This window comes from Streptosporangium sp. NPDC000396 (assembly GCF_042898655.1).
Lineage (GTDB): Bacteria > Actinomycetota > Actinomycetes > Streptosporangiales > Streptosporangiaceae > Streptosporangium.
In genome coordinates this window covers 1-21495 of the sequence record NZ_JBIAZA010000030.1, presented here as the reverse complement: position 1 = coordinate 21495, position 21495 = coordinate 1, and the positions used below count along the sequence as shown (strand labels likewise).

Annotated in this window: 20 protein-coding genes; 8 read left to right on the top strand and 12 right to left on the bottom strand. The window is 71.6% G+C overall.

The window, feature by feature from the left end:
* Positions 1 to 46: 46 nt before the first annotated feature.
* The gene (gene ligD, locus ACFY2X_RS36260) at positions 47 to 1048 is read right to left on the bottom strand and encodes a non-homologous end-joining DNA ligase (protein WP_389947570.1); all 1002 of its coding nucleotides are present in this window, start codon (positions 1046 to 1048) and stop codon (positions 47 to 49) included.
* 363 nt (positions 1049 to 1411) lie between these two features.
* Between ligD and msrB the strand changes: the two genes are divergently transcribed.
* Positions 1412 to 1816 (top strand): peptide-methionine (R)-S-oxide reductase MsrB, encoded by a 405-nt coding sequence (msrB, locus tag ACFY2X_RS36255; RefSeq protein ID WP_389947568.1) that lies wholly within the window; start codon positions 1412 to 1414, stop codon positions 1814 to 1816.
* Positions 1817 to 2178: 362 nt separating this feature from the next.
* Here msrB and ACFY2X_RS36250 read toward each other — a convergent pair whose 3' ends face one another.
* On the bottom strand, positions 2179 to 2775 hold the full coding sequence (locus tag ACFY2X_RS36250; RefSeq protein WP_389947566.1) for a hypothetical protein: 597 nt from the start codon (positions 2773 to 2775) through the stop codon (positions 2179 to 2181).
* Positions 2776 to 2888: 113 nt separating this feature from the next.
* A complete protein-coding gene (locus tag ACFY2X_RS36245) occupies positions 2889 to 3368 on the bottom strand; it encodes an Lrp/AsnC family transcriptional regulator (protein ID WP_389947565.1) in 480 nt (159 codons plus the stop codon).
* A 93-nt stretch (positions 3369 to 3461) separates the two neighbouring features.
* Here ACFY2X_RS36245 and ACFY2X_RS36240 point away from each other — a divergent pair, with 93 nt between their 5' ends.
* Positions 3462 to 4538 carry a diaminopropionate ammonia-lyase gene (locus ACFY2X_RS36240; protein ID WP_389947563.1) on the top strand — a complete coding sequence of 359 codons (1077 nt, stop codon included), beginning with the start codon at positions 3462 to 3464 and terminating at the stop codon, positions 4536 to 4538.
* Between the two features lie 103 nt (positions 4539 to 4641).
* On the opposite strand, the gene hemQ is transcribed toward ACFY2X_RS36240, so the two are convergent.
* Together hemQ and hemG are read right to left on the bottom strand one after the other, a co-directional pair.
* A complete protein-coding gene (gene hemQ, locus ACFY2X_RS36235; protein ID WP_389947561.1) occupies positions 4642 to 5349 on the bottom strand; it encodes a hydrogen peroxide-dependent heme synthase in 708 nt (235 codons plus the stop codon).
* On the bottom strand, positions 5346 to 6797 hold the full coding sequence (hemG, locus tag ACFY2X_RS36230; protein WP_389947559.1) for a protoporphyrinogen oxidase: 1452 nt from the start codon (positions 6795 to 6797) through the stop codon (positions 5346 to 5348). The genes hemQ and hemG overlap by 4 nt, the downstream gene beginning before the upstream one ends.
* Before the next feature lie 132 nt (positions 6798 to 6929).
* Between hemG and ACFY2X_RS36225 the strand changes: the two genes are divergently transcribed.
* Complete coding sequence (locus tag ACFY2X_RS36225) at positions 6930 to 8018, top strand: DUF4349 domain-containing protein (protein WP_389947557.1); 1089 nt, start codon at positions 6930 to 6932, stop codon at positions 8016 to 8018.
* A gap of 144 nt (positions 8019 to 8162) precedes the next feature.
* On the opposite strand, the gene hemE is transcribed toward ACFY2X_RS36225, so the two are convergent.
* Together hemE and ACFY2X_RS36215 are read right to left on the bottom strand one after the other, a co-directional pair.
* Positions 8163 to 9200, bottom strand: coding sequence for a uroporphyrinogen decarboxylase (gene hemE / locus ACFY2X_RS36220; RefSeq protein WP_389947555.1), 1038 nt, complete (start codon positions 9198 to 9200; stop codon positions 8163 to 8165).
* Positions 9201 to 9620: 420 nt separating this feature from the next.
* Positions 9621 to 9746, bottom strand: a complete 126-nt coding sequence (locus ACFY2X_RS36215; protein ID WP_389947554.1) for a hypothetical protein — start codon at positions 9744 to 9746, stop codon at positions 9621 to 9623.
* A gap of 138 nt (positions 9747 to 9884) precedes the next feature.
* Between ACFY2X_RS36215 and ACFY2X_RS36210 the strand changes: the two genes are divergently transcribed.
* Together ACFY2X_RS36210 and ACFY2X_RS36205 are read left to right on the top strand one after the other, a co-directional pair.
* Entirely contained in the window at positions 9885 to 10481 is a 597-nt protein-coding gene (locus ACFY2X_RS36210) for a DUF3000 domain-containing protein (RefSeq protein ID WP_389947552.1), read from the top strand.
* Positions 10478 to 11704, top strand: coding sequence for an HRDC domain-containing protein (locus ACFY2X_RS36205; protein ID WP_389947550.1), 1227 nt, complete (start codon positions 10478 to 10480; stop codon positions 11702 to 11704). Before ACFY2X_RS36210 ends, ACFY2X_RS36205 begins: the two co-directional genes overlap by 4 nt.
* A 5-nt stretch (positions 11705 to 11709) precedes the next feature.
* Here ACFY2X_RS36205 and ACFY2X_RS36200 read toward each other — a convergent pair whose 3' ends face one another.
* From ACFY2X_RS36200 to ACFY2X_RS36190, 3 genes are read right to left on the bottom strand one after another with little or no spacing between them, the layout of a single operon-like run.
* Entirely contained in the window at positions 11710 to 11913 is a 204-nt protein-coding gene (locus tag ACFY2X_RS36200) for a ferredoxin (protein ID WP_389947548.1), read from the bottom strand.
* The gene (locus ACFY2X_RS36195; protein ID WP_389947546.1) at positions 11910 to 13070 is read right to left on the bottom strand and encodes a cytochrome P450; all 1161 of its coding nucleotides are present in this window, start codon (positions 13068 to 13070) and stop codon (positions 11910 to 11912) included. The genes ACFY2X_RS36200 and ACFY2X_RS36195 overlap by 4 nt, the downstream gene beginning before the upstream one ends.
* Positions 13051 to 16155 carry an ATP-binding protein gene (locus ACFY2X_RS36190; RefSeq protein ID WP_389947544.1) on the bottom strand — a complete coding sequence of 1035 codons (3105 nt, stop codon included), beginning with the start codon at positions 16153 to 16155 and terminating at the stop codon, positions 13051 to 13053. Before ACFY2X_RS36190 ends, ACFY2X_RS36195 begins: the two co-directional genes overlap by 20 nt.
* Before the next feature lie 225 nt (positions 16156 to 16380).
* On the opposite strand from ACFY2X_RS36190, the gene ACFY2X_RS36185 reads away from it, so the two are divergent.
* Together ACFY2X_RS36185 and ACFY2X_RS36180 are read left to right on the top strand one after the other, a co-directional pair.
* Entirely contained in the window at positions 16381 to 17580 is a 1200-nt protein-coding gene (locus ACFY2X_RS36185) for a thiolase family protein (protein WP_389947542.1), read from the top strand.
* The gene (locus tag ACFY2X_RS36180) at positions 17577 to 19649 is read left to right on the top strand and encodes a 3-hydroxyacyl-CoA dehydrogenase NAD-binding domain-containing protein (RefSeq protein ID WP_389947540.1); all 2073 of its coding nucleotides are present in this window, start codon (positions 17577 to 17579) and stop codon (positions 19647 to 19649) included. The genes ACFY2X_RS36185 and ACFY2X_RS36180 overlap by 4 nt, the downstream gene beginning before the upstream one ends.
* 201 nt (positions 19650 to 19850) lie before the next feature.
* Here the strand turns inward: ACFY2X_RS36180 and ACFY2X_RS36175 are convergent, their stop codons facing one another.
* Positions 19851 to 20234, bottom strand: a complete 384-nt coding sequence (locus ACFY2X_RS36175; RefSeq protein WP_389947538.1) for a nuclear transport factor 2 family protein — start codon at positions 20232 to 20234, stop codon at positions 19851 to 19853.
* A 101-nt stretch (positions 20235 to 20335) separates the two neighbouring features.
* Here ACFY2X_RS36175 and ACFY2X_RS36170 point away from each other — a divergent pair, with 101 nt between their 5' ends.
* Positions 20336 to 21316, top strand: a complete 981-nt coding sequence (locus ACFY2X_RS36170; protein WP_389947536.1) for a LysR family transcriptional regulator — start codon at positions 20336 to 20338, stop codon at positions 21314 to 21316.
* Here ACFY2X_RS36170 and ACFY2X_RS36165 read toward each other — a convergent pair.
* Positions 21313 to 21495: zinc ribbon domain-containing protein (locus ACFY2X_RS36165; protein ID WP_389947534.1), on the bottom strand; the 183-nt coding region annotated here is incomplete at its 5' end. The two genes, ACFY2X_RS36170 and ACFY2X_RS36165, sit on opposite strands and share 4 nt — an antisense overlap.

The window sequence follows — 21495 nt, the reverse complement described above, 5'->3', positions numbered from 1 at the left end:
AAGGACCGGTGACGGCGGGACAAGATCAGCCACACGTCAGGACATGTCAGGAATCGTCGCGCGCCTTGCTGGGCTGCACCCGCTTCGGCTCCCCGGGCATCTTCGGGTAGTTCGGCGGGTAGGGCATGTCACCGCGGTCGTCGCCCTCGAACCACTCCAGAAGGGTCTCGATCGAGTAGGCCTGGTCGTCGATCGCGGCGTGCACGTCGCCCAGCTTGGCGAACCGGGCCGGAACCGTCCGGATGTCGAAGTCACGCGGATCGGCGTCCACGAGCTCGTCCCAGGTGAGCGGGGTCGAAACCGGGGCGTTCGGCCGGGCCCGCACCGAGTAGGCGGCGACGACGGTCCGGTCTCGGGCGTTCTGGTTGTAGTCGATGAAGACCCGCTCCCCCCGCTCCTCCTTCCACCACGCGGCGGTGGCCAGGTCGGGCAGGCGGCGTTCCACCTCGCGGGCGAAGGCGATCGCGGCGTGCCGTACCTGGATGAAGTCCCAGCGCGGCTCGATCCGCACGCTGACGTGGATGCCCCGGTTGCCGGAGGTCTTGGGGAAACCGGTCATGCCGAGCTCTTGGAGGATCTCGCCGGCTGTGAAGGCCACCCTGCGCGCCTCCTCGAAACCCGTGCCGGGCTGGGGATCGATGTCGATGCGCAGCTCGTCGGGATGGTCCACGTCGGAGGCACGGACCGGCCAGGGATGGAAGTCGATGGTTCCCAGGTTCGCGCAGTAGGCGATGGCGGCGACCTCGGTCACCCGGAGCGCCTCGGCGGTGCGGCCGCTGGGAAAGCGGACCGTGACCGTCTTCAGCCACTCGGGATGCCTGGGCGGCATGCGCTTCTGGTAGATCGCCTCGCTCTCGACGCCGTCGGGATGGCGCTTGAGGTGGGTGGGACGGTCGTACAGGGCCCGCAGGGCGCCCTCGCCCACGCTGACGTAGTATTCGACCAGCTCGCGCTTGGTCGCCCCGATCTCTGGAAAATAGATCTTGTCGGGGTTGGTGACCTTGACGATTCGCTCCCCGACCGGGAGTTCGATGTACGGCGACGCCATGCATCCGACCGTACTCCTCGAACCAGGAATGAGCGCGCAAATAGAGGGTGGGTCCGCCCCGGAGCCACCGCGGCGGCGGGACCGGGCTCTCTACGGGACGGACCGCATTGACCACCCGTCTCGCTCTCCGGTTCCGGGCGCTGGCGCGCCACCCGGCCGGCGGCATCTCGACCTTCCAGCTGATCATTGGAAGGCTGACAGATGATCTCACCCTTCAATGGGAAGGCGAAAGCCCTCCACATCCATAAAGACGCCAAATCGGTCATCAATGGATGCTTCCCCCTTAAAGATTTTTTTCGGGCATCCCGGAACGGTGCCCCGTCCCTTCGGGAGCCGCGCCCCAAGAGCGCATAGGCTTGGGAGATGGACAAGGTGGTCAAGAGCGAGGGCGAGTGGCGTGCCCAGCTCTCTCCCGAGGAGTTTCACGTGCTCCGCCAGGCAGGCACGGAGCGTCCCTACACCGGGGAATACGTCGACACCAAGACCGTGGGCGTCTACAGCTGCCGTGCCTGCGGCGCCGAACTGTTCCGATCGGACGCCAAGTTCGACAGCCACTGCGGCTGGCCCAGCTTCTACGAGCCCTCCCAGTCCGACGCGGTGACCCTGATCGAGGACCGCTCACTCGGCATGACCCGCGTCGAGGTCCGGTGCGCGGCGTGCGACTCCCACCTCGGCCACGTGTTCCACGGCGAGGGCTACCCGACGCCCACGGACGACCGCTACTGCATCAACTCCGTCTCCCTGCGGCTGGAACCCGCCGAGCAGTGACCTGATCATCGCGCTCACGCGGGTCACCCGGAGCCCATCGGCACGATCCGCCCAGCCGCGATCCGCCACCTTCCCGCGGGGCGCCTCCCCGTTCACGAACACCGACATGAGGCGCCCCCGGCTTTCGGTGGCCGCGCACCATACTCAACCGTTCCCGGAAGGTGGAAGGGGGCGAAGGCCGGGTAGAGCGAAACCACGCACAGTGTACGGACATCTCCGTACCGTGTTCTTCCTCAAGGAGTCGCCGTGCATCTCCGGCACAAGTGGGAGATCATCGAGACCATCGGCCGGGTGATCACCCAGCGCTGCACGGTCTGCGGCAAGACCCGGGTCCGGGTGACCTGATCAAGCGGAACGCTCCACTACCCACCGGGCTCGGGGTGGGTGACGCGGCAGTCGGAGTCGTCCGGACCGATGACGTTGGCCAGCACCGGATTGCCGTTCTCCCCGAACTTCGCCTGGACGAAGACCACGGGGCTGGGCACGCCGAGCTCTCCGACGAGATAGTCGACACCCGTCTCGCACAGTTCGAGCGCCTGCTTCGAGTTGCTCGCCGACTCCGGAAGATCCGTATATATCCGGAGATATCCACCGACTACGCGGATGTCCCTCACCCGCTTGGCCGCCTTGCGGCCCTCGAAGTAGGCGAGCGCCCTGTTGTCGCTGTGCCTGGACGGCCCCGCGGCCTTGGCCTCGTCCGCCGCCCGCTTCTTCGCGTCGGGCTCGACGGCCATCATCGGCCTTCCCCCGGCGGCCTCCATCGGAGTCGCCGGAACCCCCCGCTCCGTCTGCCCCCCGGACGGCGGAGCCGGCCGCAGGAGCGATCCGCCCAGGGCCAGCCCCGCGACCGTCAGCGCGGCGGCCCCCACCGAGATCTCGAAAATGCGTGATCGGGCCTTCTTCCTGCGGCGCCCGGCCCGGCGCCTCGTGGACCGTGCCAGGACTTCGCCCCGTTTCACCCTCGGCCTCACATAGACAGGTGATTTTTCCCGAGTATGACAAACGCCGGAAGATGAAATCGAGCGTTTCCCGGGATTCGGCCGAACATCTCCCCGGCGCCCGCGGGTACGGGTCACGCCCGCGAGGGGAGCGGGAGCGTCAGGCCCACCTTGATCGGGCGCATCACGATGCTGGTGGTGAACCGTCGCACGTTGGTGTTGTCGAAGAACGTCCGCTGGGTGAACTCCTGGAAGTCCTCCATGTTCCGGGCGATCACGATCAGCACGAAGTCGTAGGCGCCCGTCACGTAGTAGCACTGCTGAACATTCTCGTCGGCGTCCATCTGGTAGCGGAACGCGTCGAGCACCTCCGATCTCTCGCGTTCCATCTCCACCTCCACGATGAACGTCATCAGCTGACCGAGCGCTTTCGGATTGAGCACCGCCACCTCGCGCGCGATCACACCGGTCTCGCGCAGTCGCTTGATCCGGCGCTGGACCGCGGCGGTGGACATGCCCACCTCGACGGCGATCGACTCGGCGATCGTCCGGGCGTCCCGCTGCAGGCGGTCGAGGATGGCGTAGTCGAGCTGGTCCAGGTCCGATGCGCGCATGAACCGCAGATTACCGCTGGTACATGCGGCTGAACCGCGAAATTCCGCCCCAAGTCGAGGAACAGCCGCACGTGCGCTCTCTAGCGTTCTCCCATGGAGAAAAGCTGGCTGAACACGGCGCGAGACGTCTACACCGCGAAGGAACGGGAGCTGATCGGGGTCGGTCACACGGCCCATGCCCGCTCCTTCTTCCGGCGTCATCCCGCCTACAGCCCCAGCCCGCTGCGTCCTCTCCCCGTTCTGGCCGGCACGGCGGGCGTCGCCTCGATCCAGCTCAAGGACGAGAGCAGGCGCATGGGACTGGGCAGCTTCAAGGCTCTGGGCGGTATGTACGCCGTCGCCCGGCTGGTGCGGGCCGAGGCCGAGGAGCGCCACGGCCCGCGGCCCACCGAGGAACAGCTACGGGCGGTCGCCGCGCGCACCCCATTCGTTTGCGCCAGCGCCGGCAACCATGGCGTCTCCATGACAGCCGGGGTGCGCGAGTTCGGCGGCACTCCCATCGTGTTCCTCAGCGAAGACGTCCCCGAGCGGTTCGCCCACCGCCTGCGCTCGCTCGGCGCGGAGGTACGGCGCAGCGGAAGTGACTACGAGCAGAGCATGGCCGCGGCCCTGGAGGCCGCCGAACGTCATGGCTGGCGGCTGATCTCCGACAGTTCCTGGGACGGCTACACCGCCGTCCCCCTCGACGTCATACGCGGCTACACCGTCCTCTTCGACGAGGTCGACGACACGCCCACGCACGTGTTCGTCCAGGCCGGCGTGGGCGGACTGGCGGCCGCCGCCGCCGGCTACGTGCGCGACCGCTGGGGCGAGCGGCCCAGGATCGTCGTCGTCGAGCCTCAGGCCGCCCCGTGCCTGCTGGTGAGCGCACGTGAGGGCAGGATGGCGAGGGTCGAGGGCGGCCGGACCGTGCTCGGGCGCCTGGACTGCCGCGAACCGTCCCTGCTCGCCTGGCGGCTGCTGTCCCGTCTGGCCGACGCTTTCGTCACCGTCACCGACGAGGAGGCCGAGACCGCCGCGCGGCTCCTGGCCGCCGAGAACGTCCGTGTCTCGGCCTGCGGCGCCGCCGGGGCGGCGGGCCTGCTGTCCCTGCAGCCGGCCACCCGCACCGCCCTGGGCCTGGGACCGGACTCACGCGTCCTCGCCGTCGGGACCGAGGGAGCGCTCTGACGGCCTCGCCCGGCGCTGCCCGCGCGAGCGCCCCGAAACCGTCCCCACCGGCGACCTCACGGTCCAGTGCCGCCCTGACGCGCCGCCGTCACGCACCGGCGCGTCAGGGCAGCGCGGCGATCAGCTCGCTGACGGGCTTGCGGACGCCGGTGTAGAAGGGGGTCTCCTCCCGGGTGTGCCGCCGGGCCTCGGCCGCGCGCAGGGTCCGCATCAGGTCGACGATGCGGTGCAGCTCGTCGGCCTCGAAGGCGAGCATCCACTCGTAGTCGTTCAGGGAGAAGCAGGCGACGGTGTTGGCCCGGACGTCCGGGTAGTCGCGAGCCATCCTGCCGTGCTCGGCGAGCATCCGGCGGCGGTCGGCGTCATCCAGGAGGTACCACTCGAGAGAGCGGACGAACGGGTAGACGCTCACGTAGCGGCGCGGCTCCTCCTCGGCCAGGAAGGCCGGGATGTGCGACTTGTTGAACTCGGCCGGGCGATGCAACGCCATGGCCGACCAGACCGGATCGGCCAGCCGTCCCAGGTCGGTGCGGCGGAAGCGCGAGTAGGTCTCCTGCAGATCCTCGGCGGTCGGGGCGTGCCACCAGAACATGAAGTCGGCGTCGGCGCGGAATCCGGCCACCTCGTACAGCCCGCGCGTGACCACGTCCTTCTCCGCCATCTGCGCCAGAAGGTCCTCGACCTCCTCGGCCAGGCCCTCGCGGCTGGCCGGGCAGTGCTCGCGCATCCTGAAGACCGACCACATCGTGTAGCGGATCACCTGGTTCAGGTCACGCGCCTTGGGCCGCGGGTTCGCGTCCGTCGTCCTCACCCCTTTGTCAGCTCCGTCAGGGAATCTGCTTTCCCCTGCCATTCTCCTCCGGGATCCAGGTGGTCCAGAATCCGGGCCGCCGCGGTGCGGGCGGTGGAGATGCAGGCGGGGATGCCGATGCCGTCGTAGGCGGCGCCGCACAGGGCCAGGCCGGGCTGGGCCGCCACGGCCGCGCGGACCCGGGCGATCCGATCGAGGTGGCCCACCTCGTACTGCGGCAGGGAGCCGCCCCAGCGGGTGACCCGGGAGTCGCGCGGCAGCCCGCGCACGCCCATGACCTCCACCATCTCGGCCATGGCCAGGGCGACCAGCTCGGCGTCGTCACGCTGGAGCACCGCCTCCTCGCCGAGACGGCCGATCGAGCATCGCAGCAGGATGAGGTCGGGATTCGCCTCGACCAGGTGCGGCCACTTGACCGAGCTGAACGTGGCGGCCTTGACCGGGCGCCTGTCAACGGGCGGGACCAGGTATCCGCTGCCCGTCGGGAGCTCGGGGAACGCCTCCCGGGGGTAGGCGAGGGTGACGACGGCCATGCTGGAGTATTCGATCCTGGCCAGTTCGGCGGCCGCCCGGGGCACTTCAGCGGCCAGCAGGCGGCTCGCCGAGGGACCCGGGGTGGCGACGATCACCGCGTCGGCCTCGATGATCTCGGGCTCGGGCACCGGCCCGGCCACGAGCCGCCATCCGGTCTCCGTCCGGCTCAGCTCCCGGACCATCACCCCGGTCCTGATCTCAGCGCCGGAGGCGGCCGCCACGGCCTCGGGCAGCGAGCCCATCCCTCGCCGCAGGGTGGCGAAGACCGGCCCGGCGTTCTTGGGCGTCTCGGCGGCGATCTCCCGCGCGGCGGTGAGCAGCGACCGCTCGGAGCGGGCCACGGTGGCGATCTTGGGCATCGTCGCGTCCAGGGAGAGCCTGTCGGCCTGGCCCGCGTAGACGCCGCCGAGCAACGGCTCGATCAGGCGCTCGACCACCTCGCTGCCCATCCGGGCACGGATGTAGGCGGCCACGGAGACGTCGGTGGTGGGGAGCGTGGCCGGCAGGATCTGGTCCAGCGGCACGCGTGCGAGGCCGCCCGGGCTGAGGATGCCCGACCGGGCCAGCCCGAGCAGGTCGGACGGGACGCCCATGACGGTCCCCGCGGGCATGGGCCGCAGGGCACCCCTGGTCAGGATGGCCGCCTGGGTGGTGCCGGGATGCCGCAGCTCCTCCCCCAGGCCGGCCATCCGGGCCAGGTCTTTGCCCTCGGGCCGCCGCGCGAGCATCGCCTCGGCCCCGACATCCGCCGAAACTCCCCCGACCTCGGCGGCGAGAAGCTTGCCGCCGATCCTCCGGGCGCCGTCGAGCACGGTCACCCGGACACCTTCGCCGCCCTGTCGCAGGTACCACGCGGCGGCCAGCCCCGCGATCCCGCCGCCGACGACCACCACATGGCACCGGTTGCCTTCCATGCCTCCTGACCGTACCGCCCCCCATGCGCGGTCGTGCGCCCAGCCACCCCGTGATCCGCCGGTGCGGAGACCGTGATTCCATCGTGATCCCTCACGTCAAACCCCACCGGTGCGATTCCCGTCATGAAGGACATGAGCAGATTCCGGTACGGCTTACGCCTGGCGGCCCCCCTGGCGGGCCTGGCACTGGTGGTGTCCGCCTGCGGCGGGAGCGCGAGCGTTGAATCGGCCTCCGCGCCCGCCTTGGCTCCGGCAGCCCCCGCGGACGCGGGCGGGGGAGCCCAGGCGGATTACCAGCAGGAGGCCGACGCGGGCAAGCGCGCGCCTGCCTCGGATTCTCAGGGCAAGCCCGCGCAGGCCGAGCAGGTGAAGCTGGTCCCGCAGGATCGGGCGATCATCTACACGGCCGAGATGACGGTGCGGGCCAAGGACGTCGCCGCGGCGTCCGACAAGGCCCGGCAGATCGTCACCACCGCGGGCGGTCACCTGGCCACGGAGAAGTCGGATGCCTTCTCCCGTGGCGAGGGCTCCGCGAGCCTGGTCTTCAAGATCCCGCCGCAGGCCTATCCCGGCGTGCTGGACCGCCTGGGCAAGGACCTCGGCACACGCGAGTCGCTGCAGCAGAACACCGAGGACGTCACCGAGCAGGTGGCCGATGTGGAGAGCCGGGTGAGGTCCGCGCAGGCGACGCTCGACTCGCTGCGCACGCTGTTGAAGAAGGCCGACACGATCGGCGAGGTGCTGGAGGTCGAGCGGGAGATCTCCGGCCGCGAGTCCGAGTTGGAGGCGCTCCAGGCCCGGCAGAAGTCGCTCGCCTCGCGGACGAGCCTGGCGACGCTGACGCTGAACCTGATCGGCCCGGCGGTCGTGGTCCCCGAGATCGAGGAGGAGCCGTCCGGCTTCCTCGGCGGGCTGCGGTCGGGCTGGAAGGCCTTCGTCACGGCCGTCAAGATCGGCCTGACGGTCCTGGGCGTGCTGCTCCCCTGGCTGGTCGCGGCCGGGCTGCTGTGGCTGCTGGTGGCTTTCCTGCTTCGCCTTCGCCGCAGGAGGAACGACGCCTGGGTCACGACGCCGTCTTCCCCGGCCCGTTCCGGCGAGCCCGAGAAGGCGACGGATCCCGTCGAAGCCGGGCGACAGGACGAGACCGGCCGGCGTGACGAGACCGGGCGACAGGACGAGGCCAGACGGCAGGACGCGCCGGACCTGCCCGAGCGGTCATGAGTTCCCCGCTCCGGGTCGCGCCTGCGGGGGCCGCGACCCGGAGCACCGTCCCGCCCGGCACCGGTGACCGGGCCACGGGCCGTCGCGCTCCGGGGAGGACGATCGCCGGGTGCGGGGCTCGCCGTGCCGCCGGTGCGCGGAGCGTCAGCGGGCGGAGGCCTCGTGCACGAAGTCGGTGAGGCGGGCGAGCTGGTCGGGGTCGGTGCCGGGCGGCACGCCGTGGCCGAGGTTGAAGACGTGGCCCTCGGCCTTGGCCCCGCGGGTGAGGATGTCGCCCGCGCGGCGCTCGACGACCTCCCACGGGGCGAACAGGATCGCCGGGTCGAGGTTTCCCTGCAGCGCCTTGCCCGGCCCGACCCGCCGGGCTGCCTCGTCGAGCGGGACCCGCCAGTCGACGCCGACCACGTCGGCACCGGCCTCGCCGAGCAGGCCGAGCAGCTCGCCGGTGCCGACGCCGAAATGGATGCGCGGGACGTCGAGGTCGGCCAGGCCGGCGAAGATGCGGCTGGTGTAGGGGAGGACGAACTCGCGGTAGTCCTCGGGGGCGACGGCGCCGACCCAGGAGTCGAAGAGCTGGACGGCCGAGGCGCCCGCGTCGGCCTGGATGCGCAGGAAGCCGAGAGTGATCTCGGTCAGCCGCTCCATCAGGGCGTGCCACAGGTGCGGCTCGCCGTACATCATCGCCTTGGTGTGGTCGTGGCTCTTGGAGGGGCCGCCCTCGATGAGGTAGGACGCCAGGGTGAACGGCGCGCCCGCGAAACCGATGAGCGGGGTGGAGCCCAGCTCACGGGTGAGCGCCTGGACGGCGTCGGTGACGTAGGAGACGTCTCCGGGCTCGAGCGCGCGCAGCGTATTGATCGCGGCGACGTCCCTGATCGGCTCGGCCACCACCGGGCCGACGCCGGGCTTGATGTCGAGGTCGATCCCGATCGCCTTGAGAGGCACCACGATGTCGCTGAAGAAGATGGCCGCGTCGACGCCGTAGCGGCGAACCGGCTGCATCGTGATCTCCACGATCAGGTCCGGGGTGGCGCACGCGGTGAGCATGGGCACCCCTTCGCGCACGGCCCGATATTCGGGCAGCGAGCGGCCCGCCTGGCGCATGAACCACACGGGCGTGCGGGAAACGGGCTGGCGGCGGCAGGCGCGCAGGAACGGAGAGTCGGCAAGCTCGGGAGTCACTCTCCCAGAGTGCCATGTCAGGGAGTCGGTCCGCTCACCAAGGCCGTCAGGCGGCGTTCTGGGGGTGAAATCACCGGTTATTCAATGAGATCGCCCCTAACAACACCCAGACACTTTCAAGTCGTGATGACGATAGGGTTCTGCCGGTTTCGAGTGCTTCGTCCGCCAGAAACCGATGCCGCCAGGCCTCCGGCGACGCCGGACAGCGCGAAGCGATCATGTTTCCGGGTACAGTTCCTCCCATTGACGAACCTGGTCCTCCCCCCGGCTGGTCCAAATGTTCGCCAAGTCACCGCGCGGCATCGATTCCGGCACCACTTTCGGGACACGCCGAGCACGTTGCGCGGAAATGTCGGCGCGACGTGCCAACGTCGGACCACGACCCGACGAAAGGCCCGTGCGATGTCCACAATGTGGAGTTCACCCGAACACCGCGGTGAGCACTGTGCTTCCTGTGCCGGCAAGCGGGTTTTCGAGCAACCCCCCTGCCTCGACGGCCACGCACCGGGCGAGTGCCCCGAGCGGGCCCGCGTCGAGTGCGGTCACATGTCGTTCCTCGGAGTCTCCGTCCGCGAGAGCACACCCGCTCCACGTCGGCCGATGGCAATAGCTTGATCGGCTCCCATGGCTCCTACACGCACCCCAGTGGTCCCCATGCACTCAATTCCGACCTACCCTTCCGATATGACCCTCGGTGACGCGCCGCCCGCTCCCGCCGCCTTCCGGCGCGCAGCGGCCACCCTGCGCCCCGCCGAAGTCAGGCCGGAGGTCGAGTTGGAGGACATCCCGGCGCCGCAGCGCCTGGCCCCCTACTCGGCCGCCGTCGGCGCGTCGGTCTACCGCAACGACGACGAACTGGCGGTCGGCCGCCTCATCATGCTCTTCGACCCGGACGGCCAGCGCGGCTGGGACGGCCCGTTCCGGCTGGTCGCCTACGTCCGGGCGGACATGGAGCCGGAGATCACCGAGGACCCGCTGCTCGGCCCCGTCGCCTGGAGCTGGCTCACCGAGTCGCTCGACGCCCACGGCGCCGGCTACGCCGCCGCCGGGGGAACGGTCACCCGGGCGGTCTCCCAGGGCTTCGGCAACAAGGCCGATGACCCGGTGACCACGGAGCTGGAGCTGCGCGCGTCCTGGTCTCCGCTGGAGGAGGACCTCTCCGGCCATGTCGCCGCCTGGTGCGATCTGATGTGCCTCGCGGCGGGCATACCACCACTGCCACCCGGTGTGACGACCCTGCCGCCACGCCGTCGCGAAGATCCGGAGCCCTTCCGAACGTGACCGACGAAACAACCATCGTTCCGCTGCTGGAGCCGCGTGAGGGAATCCCACCCGTCATCGACGACCCCGCCGGCCTCGCACGCGTCGTGCGCGCCTTCGCCGAGGGCACCGGGCCGGTCGCCGTGGACGCCGAGCGCGCCTCCGGCTACCGCTACAGCGGCCGCGCCTACCTGGTGCAGCTGCGCCGCGCGGGCGCGGGCAGCGCGCTGATCGACCCGACCCACTGTCCCGACCTGTCAGAGCTCGACGCGGCACTGGCCGACGCGGAGGTGGTGCTGCACGCGGCCTCCCAGGACCTCCCCTGCCTGGCCGAGCTGAACTTCCATCCGCGTGAGCTGTTCGACACCGAGCTGGCCGGTCGCCTGCTCGGCTACGAGCGGGTCGGGCTCGGCATGATGGTGGAGAACGTCCTCGGTCTCAGGCTGGAGAAAGGCCACTCGGCCGCCGACTGGTCCACCCGCCCGCTGCCGGAAGCCTGGCTGCGATACGCGGTGCTCGACGTCGAGGTCCTGGTCGAGCTGCGGGACATCCTCCACGAGGAGCTGAGCTCCAGCGGGAAACTGGCGTGGGCGCAGGAGGAGTTCGCCTCGGTGCTGGCCCACAAGGCTCCCGCGCCCCGCTCGGATCCGTGGCGGCGCACTTCCGGAATCCACAAGGTCCGTTCGCTGCGCGGGCTGGCAGTGGTCCGGGAGCTGTGGACGCTTCGTGACGAGTTCGCCCGCGAGCTTGACCTCGCGCCGGGCCGGGTCCTGCCCGACGCCGCGATCGTCACCGCCGCCCTGGAACAGCCCCGCACCACCAAGACCCTCACCGAGATCCCCGCGTTCACCGGCCGCAGCGCCCGCAGGCACCTGCGCGACTGGCTGGCGGCGATCAACCGGGCCCGCACGCTGCCCGAGTCACAGCTTCCGCAGCCCAGCACGCCGGGCGACGGTCCGCCACCTGCCAACCGGTGGATGGACCGCGACCCGGTGGCCGCACGGCGGCTGGCCGCCGCCAGGGCCGTTGTCGCCGCGCTCGCCGACGAGCACCACATGCCGACGGAGAACCTGCTCCAGCCGGACGCCGTACGCCGCCTGACCTGGGAGCCTCCCTCGGTCATCGACGACGACACCGTCGCGGCCAGGCTGCGGGAGCTGGGTGCCCGGGAGTGGCAGATCGCGCTGACCGCCCATCCGATGGCCAAGGCGCTGACCCGGCTGGAGACCAAGGGCGAGATCTGATCGGCTCAGCGGACGGTGATCGTCCGGGTCGGGCAGTGCGCCTGGGCCTTGAGCACGGCCTCGCGGAGCTCCTCGGGCGGATTCGGGTCCAGCAGGACCACCAGCCCGTCCTCCTCGCTCTGGTCGAAGACCTCGGGCGCGGCCAGCACGCACTGCCCGGCGCCGCAGCACCTGGCCCGGTCCACGGTGACGCGCGGCGGGGCGTTCACCACGTCACCGGCAGACTGTGCATGCCGTAGATGGCCATGTCGTCGCGGAAGGGGATCTCCTCCAGCGACACGGCCAGCCGCAGCTCGGGGAACCTGCGCAGCAGCGCCTGGTAGGCGATGTCCAGCTCCAGCCGGGCGAGATTCTGCCCGAGGCACTGGTGCGGGCCGAAGCCGAGGGCGACGTGCGCGGTCTTGGGGCGGGTGACGTCGAGCCTGTCGGGGTCCTCGCACAGCTCGGGGTCGCGGTTGGCCGCCGACAGCGAGGCCAGCCCGAACTCCCCCGCCCTGATCTCCTGTCCGCCCAGCGAGAGGTCTTCCTTGGCCACCCGGAACATCACCAGGTCGACGATCGACAGGTAGCGGAGCAGCTCGTCGGAGGCTCCCGGCGCCCCCTCCCTGACCAGGGCGAGCTGGTCGGGATGCTGGAGCAGCAGGAGGGTGCCGAGGCCGATCATGTTCGCGGTCGTCTCGTGCCCGGCGATCAGCAGCAGGGTCGCGATCTGGACCAGCTCCCCGTCGGTGAGGGTCTCCTGCCGGATGAGCTCTCCGAGGAGCGCGTCGTCCGGCTCGGCCCGCTTGGCGGCGACCAGGCCCGCCAGGTAGAGGCCGAGCCGGGCCATGGCGGCCTCGCTCTCCTCGGCCGTGGAGTTCTGGTCGAGGATCGTGCGGCCGGTCTCCTGGAACCGGGCCCGGTCCTCGTACGGCACGCCGAGCAGCTCGCAGATGACCAGTGACGGCACGGGCAGCGCGAACTCGGCGACCAGGTCCACCGGCCTGGGCAGGCGCTCCATCGCGTCGAGGCGGTCGGTGACGATCTGCTCGATCCTCGGGCGGAGCCGGTTCATCCGCTGGACGGTGAAGTGGGCGGTGAGCATCCGCCGGTAACGGCCGTGGTCGGGGGCGTCCATCTGGATGAACATGCCGGGTTCCGGCTCCTGCGCGCGCAGCGGATGCTCCGGATCGGAGCCGCCCTCCACCGACGAGCTCCACCGGGGGTCGGCGAGCATCCGGCGGACCAGCTCGTGCCGGGTGACCAGCCAGACCTCGCTGCCGTCGGCCGGCAGCACCGCCCGGCTCACCGGCCGGGTGTCCCGAAACTCCGCCAGGGCGTCCGGCGGGTCGAACGGGCAGGTTCTCTTAGTCGGAAGCGTTGTCATGCCCCCCACGATGGGCGAGGGCGCGCACCGCGAGCGGACCGGGCGCTGACGTCCACCGTGTCAGCGCGGTGAGCGCCTCGTCAGAGGTCATCTCCGCCCCTCGCCGGTAGGCCTCCTCGTAACCGGGATCGCCCAGTGCCTCCCGGGCGAGGGTGACCGTCGCCGCCGTGTCGGGATCGACCGAGGCGAGCCCCCGCAACGCGCACGCCGTACCCAGCAGGAGGGCGGCACGTCCCGCGTCGCCGCAGGTCAGGGTGAGGCTGGCGAGGCCTTCCGCGGCCAGGGCCGCGGACGGGCGGTCACCGGTGCCCGCCGCGAGGTCGAACGCCTCGCGGTGGCGCCGCAGCGAGGTGCCGAGGTCGCCCTGGCTCTCCGCGGTCCGGCCGAGGCCGACCAGGATCCGTGTCTGGAACTGTTCCACCCCTCCCCAGCGCGCTCCGCAGTCGCCCAGCGCCAGCTCGTACAGCTCGGCGGCCTCGGCGGTCCGGCCGCTCGCGCGGGCCACGTTGGCCATGCTCAGCCGGACGAGGATCCGGATCTCGGGAATGTCGAGCAGGCGGGCGAGCCGGAACGCCTCCTCGCAGTCGGCGGCGGCGGCCTCGACGTCACCGGCGCGGAGCCATTCGGCGGCCCGGTGGCACAGGACGGTCGCGCGGTCCTCCGCCGAGCCGAGACGGCCGACCAGCTCCATGGCTTGTTCGATGGTCTCCATGGCGGCCGCGTGCTCGCCCCGCCATCCCTGCGGCTCGGAGATCGCGAGCAGCGCCTGCGCCATGGCCCACCCGTCGCCCTGGACGGCGAACCCGTCCAGGGCCCGGGTGAACTCCCGCTCGGCCGCCGCCACCTGGCCGGAGCTCAGCCGGGCGAATCCGAGAAACAGCCGGGCCAGCGCGCGAGTCCACGGGTCGGAGCTGGTCGTGGCCCGCAGGAGGTCCTCGTCCTCGGCTCCGATGACCCCCTCCAGCATGGCGACCAGGGGCCTGACCAGCATCATGATCGGGTCCCCCGGCTCGCGGGTCAGGGCCCTGGCGAGCAGGTCGAGCTGGTCGAGCACGGCCCGGCCGGGGTTGCGCACGGACGCCACGACGAGCACGCATAGGACGTATTCGGTCTCCAGCCCGCGCGGGGGTGTCCAGCCGACCATGCCGAGCGCGTCCTCCGCGAACGCGTAGCCCTCCAGCCGCAGGCCGCGCAGCACCCAGTACCACCACAGACCGGCCACCAGCCGCAGCGCCCGCCCGCTGTGCCCGGCGTCGATCGCCCAGCGGAGCGCGGCCTGCATCTCGTCGTTCTCGGCCGTCACGCGTGGCAGCCACACCAGCTGGTCCCGTCCGCGCAGCTCGGCGTCGGCCCGCTGGGCGAACGCGATGAAGTGGTCGGCGTGGTCCTCCCGCAGCCGCTCCTCCTCCCCCGCCTCGGCCAGGCGCTCGGCGCAGAAGGCCCGGATGGTCTCCAGCATCCGGTAACGGCCGCAGGCCACCTCGATCAGCGACTTGTCCACGAGCGCGGCGAGCAGGTCGAGCGCGTCGCGGCCCTCCAGGGCGTCGCGGCCACCCCACGCGTCGCCCGCGCAGACGTGCTCGGCCGCCTCCAGCGTGGCGCCGCGCGCGAACACCGCGAACCGGCGCGCGAACACCCGCTCCGGCTCCTCCAGCAGGTCCCAGCTCCAGGCGACGACCGCGCGGAGCGTGCGGTGCCGGGGCAGCGCCGTACGGCTGCCGCCGGTGAGCAGCCGGAACCGGTCGTCCAGCCGGTCGGCGACCTCCTCGGCGTCCAGGAAGCGCAGCCGGGCGGCGGCCAGCTCGATCGCCAGCGGCAGCCCGTCCAGCGCCCGGCAGATCCGCAGCAGGACGTCCTCGCCCGCCGCGAGATCCGGCCGTACGGCCGCCGCCCGGTCCCGCAGCAGCCGCAGGGCGACGGCCTCCGGCAGCGGGCCGACGGGGAACAGTCGCTCCCCGGTGATCCCGAGCGGCTCCCGGCTGGTCGCCAGCACCCGGATGCCGGGGCAGCTCGCCAGCAGCCGGTCCGTCAGGTGGGCGACGGCCTCGACGACGTGCTCGCAGTTGTCCACGACCAGCACCAGGTCCCGGTCGTGGAGCGCGGCGGCCAGCCGGTCTTCCGGGGCGGGCCCGCGGGTCATGCTCAGCGCGGTCTCCCTGACGCCGAGGGCGCCCAGCAACAGCTGCGGCAGCTCCCGGCCGTCGCTCAGGTGGGCCAGCTCCGCGAAGCAGACCTCGCCGTCGAACCCGGCGGCCGTCTCGGCGGCGAGCCTGGTCTTGCCCACCCCGCCGGGGCCGGTGAGCGTGACCAGCCGCCGCTCCAGCAGGAGCTCGCGGACGCTCCGGACGTCGTCCTGCCGCCCGACGAAGCTGGTCAGCTGGGCCCGGATCCCGCGCTTGACCGGCTCGGCCCCGCGCAGGATCGCCAGGTGGATCTCGGCCAGGGTCGGCGAGGGGTCGGCGCCCAGCTCCTCGGCCAGCACGCCCCGGGTGTGCTCGAACGCGGTCAGCGCCTCGGCCTGCCGTCCCTGGGCGATCAGTGCCCGCATGAGCAGCCCGCACAGCCGCTCCCGCAGCGGGTGCTCGGCCAGCAGGGCGCGCATCTCGGCGACCGACCCCCCGCCCGCCTCGAACCGGTCCTCCATCGCGCCGAGCCACACATCCTCCATGTGGGTGGCCAGCTGCTCGGGGGCCGGGCCCCGCCACAGTCCCAGCGCCTCCTCCAGGAGCGCGAGGGCCCGGCGGTGCTCGCCCGCCTCCAGGGCGCGCCGTCCGTCCTCGGCCAGCCGCTCGAACCGGTGGGCGTCGACGTCGCCGGCCTCCGCCGCGATCCGGTAGCCCGAGGGGCGCAGCTCGACGGCGACACCGAGCTTGCGGAGCCGGGAGACCTGGGAGTGGAGCGACTGCAGGGCCCCGGGCGGCGGATCTTCGCCGTGCAGGGCGTCGATCAGGCGCTCGGCGGAGACGGTCGCCCCGGGTTCGAGCAGCAGCAGGACCAGCAGCGCGCGCAGCCCCGGCCCGGCGACCTCGGCGGGCCTGCCGTCCTCGCCCACCACGCGGATGGGGCCCAGCACCTCGAAGCGCATGCATCGATTCTCACCCACGAGATCATCACCCGCGTGGAAGTGGCACGCCGGAGGCCTCGGTTGCCTGGCGCCTGCCGCTTGGCGCTTGGCGCTTGGCGCCGGTCCGTCCGCCCGTCCGCCCGCCCGTCTGCGGGTCGGCGGGTCGGCGGGCACCCTGGTCGCACGAGATATTGTTACTGGCGAGTAGCATAGTCGGGAAGCTACCCAGCAACGAGGAGCCAACCCGTGCCTTCGTCTCGTGACGTCGTATTCGTCGACGGTGTGCGCACGCCCTTCGGCAAGTCGGGCCCCAAGGGCCTGTACGCCGAGACGCGCGCCGACGACCTGGTGATCCGCGTCATCCGCGAGCTGATTCGGCGTAACCCGAACCTGCCGCCGGAGCGCGTCGACGAGGTGGCCATCGCGGCCACCACGCAGATCGGCGACCAGGGCCTGACCATCGGCCGTTCCGCCGCCGTGCTGGCCGGGCTGCCCAAGAGCGTGCCCGGCTACGCGATCGACCGCATGTGCGCCGGCGCCATGACCGCGGTGACCTCGGTCGCCGGAGGCATCGCCTTCGGCGCCTACGACGTCGCCATCGCCGGCGGCGTCGAGCACATGGGCCGCCACCCGATGGGCGAGGGCGTGGACCCCAACCCCCGGTTCCTGGCCGAGCAGCTCGTGGACGGCTCCGCCCTGGTCATGGGCATGACCGCGGAGAACCTGCACGACCGCTACCCCACCATCACCAAGGAGCGCGCGGACGCCTTCGCCCTCGCCTCACAGGAGAAGGTCGCCAAGGCCTACGCCGACGGCAAGATCCAGCCGGACCTGGTCCCGATGGCCATCCGGTCGGCCGAGAAGGGCTGGGGCCTGGCGACCGCCGACGAGGCTCCCCGCCCCGGCACCACCCTGGGCGGGCTCGCCGGGTTGAAGACCCCGTTCCGCCCGCACGGCCGGGTCACCGCGGGCAACGCCTCCGGAATCAACGACGGCGCGACCGGCTGCATCGTGGCCGCCTCCGACGTCGCCGAGGAGCTGGGCCTCGCGCCCAAGATGCGCCTGGTCTCCTACGCCTTCGCGGGCGTGGACCCCGAGGTCATGGGCGTCGGCCCGATCCCGTCCACCGAGCGGGCGCTCCGCCTGGCCGGGCTGTCCATCTCCGACATCGGCCTGTTCGAGATCAACGAGGCCTTCGCCGTACAGGTGCTGGCGTTCCTGGAGCACTTCGGCATCGCCGACGACGACGCCCGCGTGAACCCCTACGGCGGCGCGATCGCCTTCGGCCACCCCCTGGCCTCCTCCGGCGTGCGGCTGATGACCCAGCTCGCCCGCGAGTTCGGCGAGCGCCCCGACGTCCGGTACGGCGTGACCACGATGTGCGTCGGCATGGGCATGGGTGGAACGGTCATCTGGGAGAACCTCGCCTGGGAAGGTGCGAAGTGACGGACATCAAGGAACTGTTCGGCGACGAGGTCGTCACCTCGGCGATCGTCCGCGACGTGGAGCTGCCCTACGGCGCGGGCACCATGGCGCTGATCACGCTGGACAACGGCTTCGACCACACCAAGCCGTCCACGTTCGGGCCCGGAGGTCTCACCTCCCTGAACGAGGCCCTCGACTCGATCGCGGGCCGCGGGGACCTGGCCGCCGTGGGCGTCGTCGGCAAGCCGTTCATCTTCGCGGTGGGCGCCGACCTCAAGGGCGCCGCCCTGGTCGCCGAGCGGGAGCAGGCGCTCGCGATCGGCAAGCTGGGCCACGACGTGTTCCGCCGCCTCGGCGAGCTGGACGTGCCGTCGTTCGCGTTCGTGAACGGCGCGGCGATGGGCGGCGGCCTGGAGGTCGCCCTCCACTGCACCTACCGGACCATCTCCTCCGGCGTGCCCGCGGTGGCCCTGCCCGAGTGCTTCCTCGGCCTGCTGCCCGGCTGGGGCGGCACCCAGCTGCTGCCCCGCCTGATCGGCCCGGCCGCGGCGATCAAGCTGATCATCGAGAACCCGCTCTCGCAGAACCGCATGATCAAGGGCAAGGACGCCTTCGTCCTGGGCGTGGCCGACGCGATGTTCGAACCGGCCGACTTCCTGGAGGAGTCGCTGCGCTGGACCGCCCAGGTGCTGCGCGGCGAGGTGACCGTCTCCCGTACCGACCACACCGCCGAAGACTGGTCCAAGACCGTCGCCGACGCCCGCTTCCTGGTCGACATGAAGCTGCACGGCGCCTCCCCCGCCCCCTACCGGGCGCTGGACCTGATCGAGCTGGCCCGCACGGCCTCGCGCGACGAGGGCTTCGACGCCGAGGACCAGGCTCTGGCCGACCTCCTCATGGGCGACGAGCTGCGCGCCGGGCTGTACTCCTTCGACCTGGTGCAGCGCCGGGCCAAGAAGCCCGCCGGCGCCCCCGACAAGGCGCTGGCCCGCAAGGTCACCAAGGTCGGCGTCGTCGGCGCGGGCCTGATGGCCTCCCAGATGGCGCTGCTGTTCGCCCGCCGCCTGGAGGTCCCGGTCGTGCTGACCGACCTGGACCAGGCCCGGCTGGACAAGGGCGTCGGCTACGTCCACGCCGAGGTCGACAAGCTGCTCGGCAAGGGCCGCGTCTCCGCCGACCAGGCCAACCGGCTCAAGGCCCTGGTGACCGGCTCGCTGACCAAGGACGCGTTCGCGGACGCCGACTTCGTCATCGAGGCGGTCTTCGAGGACATGAAGGTCAAGCAGAAGGTGTTCGCCGAGGTGGAGGAGGTCGTCTCCGCCGAGTGCGTGCTGGCCACCAACACCTCCTCGCTGTCCCTCACCGAGATGGCCTCCGGGCTGAGGCATCCCGAGCGGGTCGTGGGCTTCCACTTCTTCAACCCGGTCGCCGTGATGCCGCTGCTGGAGATCGTCCGAGGCGCCGCGACCGACGACGCGACGCTGGCCACGGCCTTCGCCGTCGGCAGGTCGCTGAAGAAGTCGTCCGTGCTGGTCAAGGACGCGCCCGCGTTCGTGGTCAACCGGATCCTGACCCGGTTCATGGGCGAGGTCATCGGCGCCGTCGACGAGGGCACCCCCCTGGAGGTCGCCGACCACGCGCTGGACGGGCTGGGCCTGCCGATGACCCCGTTCGCGCTGCTCCAGCTCGTCGGCCCGGCCGTCGCGCTGCACGTCGCCGAGACCATGCACGCCGCCTTCCCGGCCCGCTACGGCGTGTCGGAGAACCTCGCCAGGCTGGTCGCGGCGGGCAAGCCCGGCGTCTACGCGCCGGACTTCTCGCTGGACGCCGAGGCCGTGGCCTTCTTCTCCGGCGGGACCTCCCCGTCGACCGCGGAGGAGGTACGGCTGCGCGCGCTCCGGGCGCTCGCGGAGGAGATCCGCATCATGCTCGACGAGGGCGTGGTCGCGGCGGCCCAGGACATCGACCTGTGCATGATCCTCGGCGCCGGCTGGCCGTTCCACCTGGGCGGCGTCACGCCGTACCTGGACCGGACCGGCATCGCCGAGCCGCGCTTCCTGCCGCCGGGTGTGGCCTCCGTGCCCGCCTAACCGCCGCTTTCCGGCTGACCGCCCCCTGCCCGCGAACCGGTCGCGGGCAGGGGGCGGAACGCTGCCCGTGACCGGTTCACGAGGGTGGAACGCCGCCCGTGACCGGTTCGCGGGGCCGAACACCCCCCCGACCGGCTCGCGGGGGCCGAACGCCGCCCGTCGCGGCGGCGGGCTTTCGCGATCGGCGACCGCGGGCCGGTCTCAGAACATGGTGTTCGCGTTCGCGGCGTGCTCCGGCACGGCCTGCACCACGTCCCAGTGCTCGACGATGCGGCCGTCCTCAAGCCGGAAGATGTCCATCGCCGCGCTCCCGCGGTCCTCGGCCGACACCTTCAACAGGCTGTGGGCGACCACCATGTCGCCCTCGGCGATCATCCGCCTGATGTCGATGCTGACATCCGGGAACCGGCCGACGAACCCGGATATCGCCGCCACGAACCCTTCGGGCCCGTCCGCCGCGTGGGGGTTGTGCTGGATGTACTTGTCCCCGACATGCCTGGCCGCCGCCTCCGCGGGATCCTTGGCGTTGAAGGCCAGATCGAGATAGGCCCGCACGGCCTGCTTGTTGCGCTCAAGATCAATCATGGTGTGGTTCCTCTCACCCGGTCGCCGTACGGCCCTCACTCCACCAGACCCGTCCGGCACCGGGGAAACACCGCTTCGGTCCCGCGCAATACCCTACGGGTATGGTCGATCTCGAAGTCCGCGAGCTTCGCTACTTCCAGGCCGTGGCCGAGGAACTCAACTTCACCCGCGCCGCCCGGCGGCTCGGGATCGCGCAGCCGCCGCTCTCCAAGGCGATCCGCCAGATGGAGCGCCGCCTCGACGCGAGCCTCTTCGAGCGCGACAGCCACCGGGTCACCCTCACCCCGGCCGGGCTGAGGCTGCTCGACGAGGCGCGCCTCGTCCTCGACGCCGTCTCCGCCGCCGTGCACCGCACCCGCAGAGCGGCACGTTCGGCCCTGGTGATCACGGCGAAGCCGTGTGTGGCGACCGATCTCCTGCGCCACATCGTGTCGGCGGTCGCCGCCCTGCCCGACGCCCCGCACGTCGAGGTCGCCGTCAGCGGTTACGGCGAGCAGTCCGGCATGGTGCGCGACGGCCGCGCCGATCTGGCCCTGCTGGGCTCGCCGTACGACCTGCGGGGCCTCGACTCCGAGCCGCTCCTCGCCGAGCCGAGGATGGCGGCGCTCCCGCGCGCCCACCCGCTCGCCGCCCGCGCGGACCTGGCCTGCCGCGATCTCGCCGGTCTGCCGATGCCGCGGTGGCCGAGCGCGAACGCCGCCGAACGGGACTACTGGGCGGGCCGTGACACCTTCCCGGGCGGCGAGCGGCCGACCGGCCCGACGGTCCACGACAACTCCCAACTCCTGGAAGCCGTCGCGCTCGGCCAGGCCGTCGCCCTGGTTCCCGCTTCGTTCGCGGAGCGGTACGCCCGGGACGACGTCGTGTACCGTCCGGTGCGCGACGCGAGCGAGTACACGATCGCCATCGCCTGGCGTGAGGGCCTGCGCGACCCGTGGATCGCCCGGGTGCTCCACACCGCCGTCACGGTCGCGGCGCAGCGGGCGACGGAGACGCTCGGCACGGGCCTCGGAGAGCCCCCAAGCCGGAGAACGCCGGAGAACGTGACTCCTCCGCTCCCTAAGGGAGCGGCTTCTCGCTAAGCCGCTTGCGCAGCCTGGCGAAGGGCAAGCCCTGCCCGGAGAATATTGCGGGCCGCGTTCACGTCGGCGTGCGCGGCATGCCCGCACGCCGTACACCGGAACACCGCCTGGCTGACACGGTTCTCCGCAGCGCAGTGCCCGCAGCGCGAGCAGGTGCGGGAGGTGTTGGCGGGGTTGAC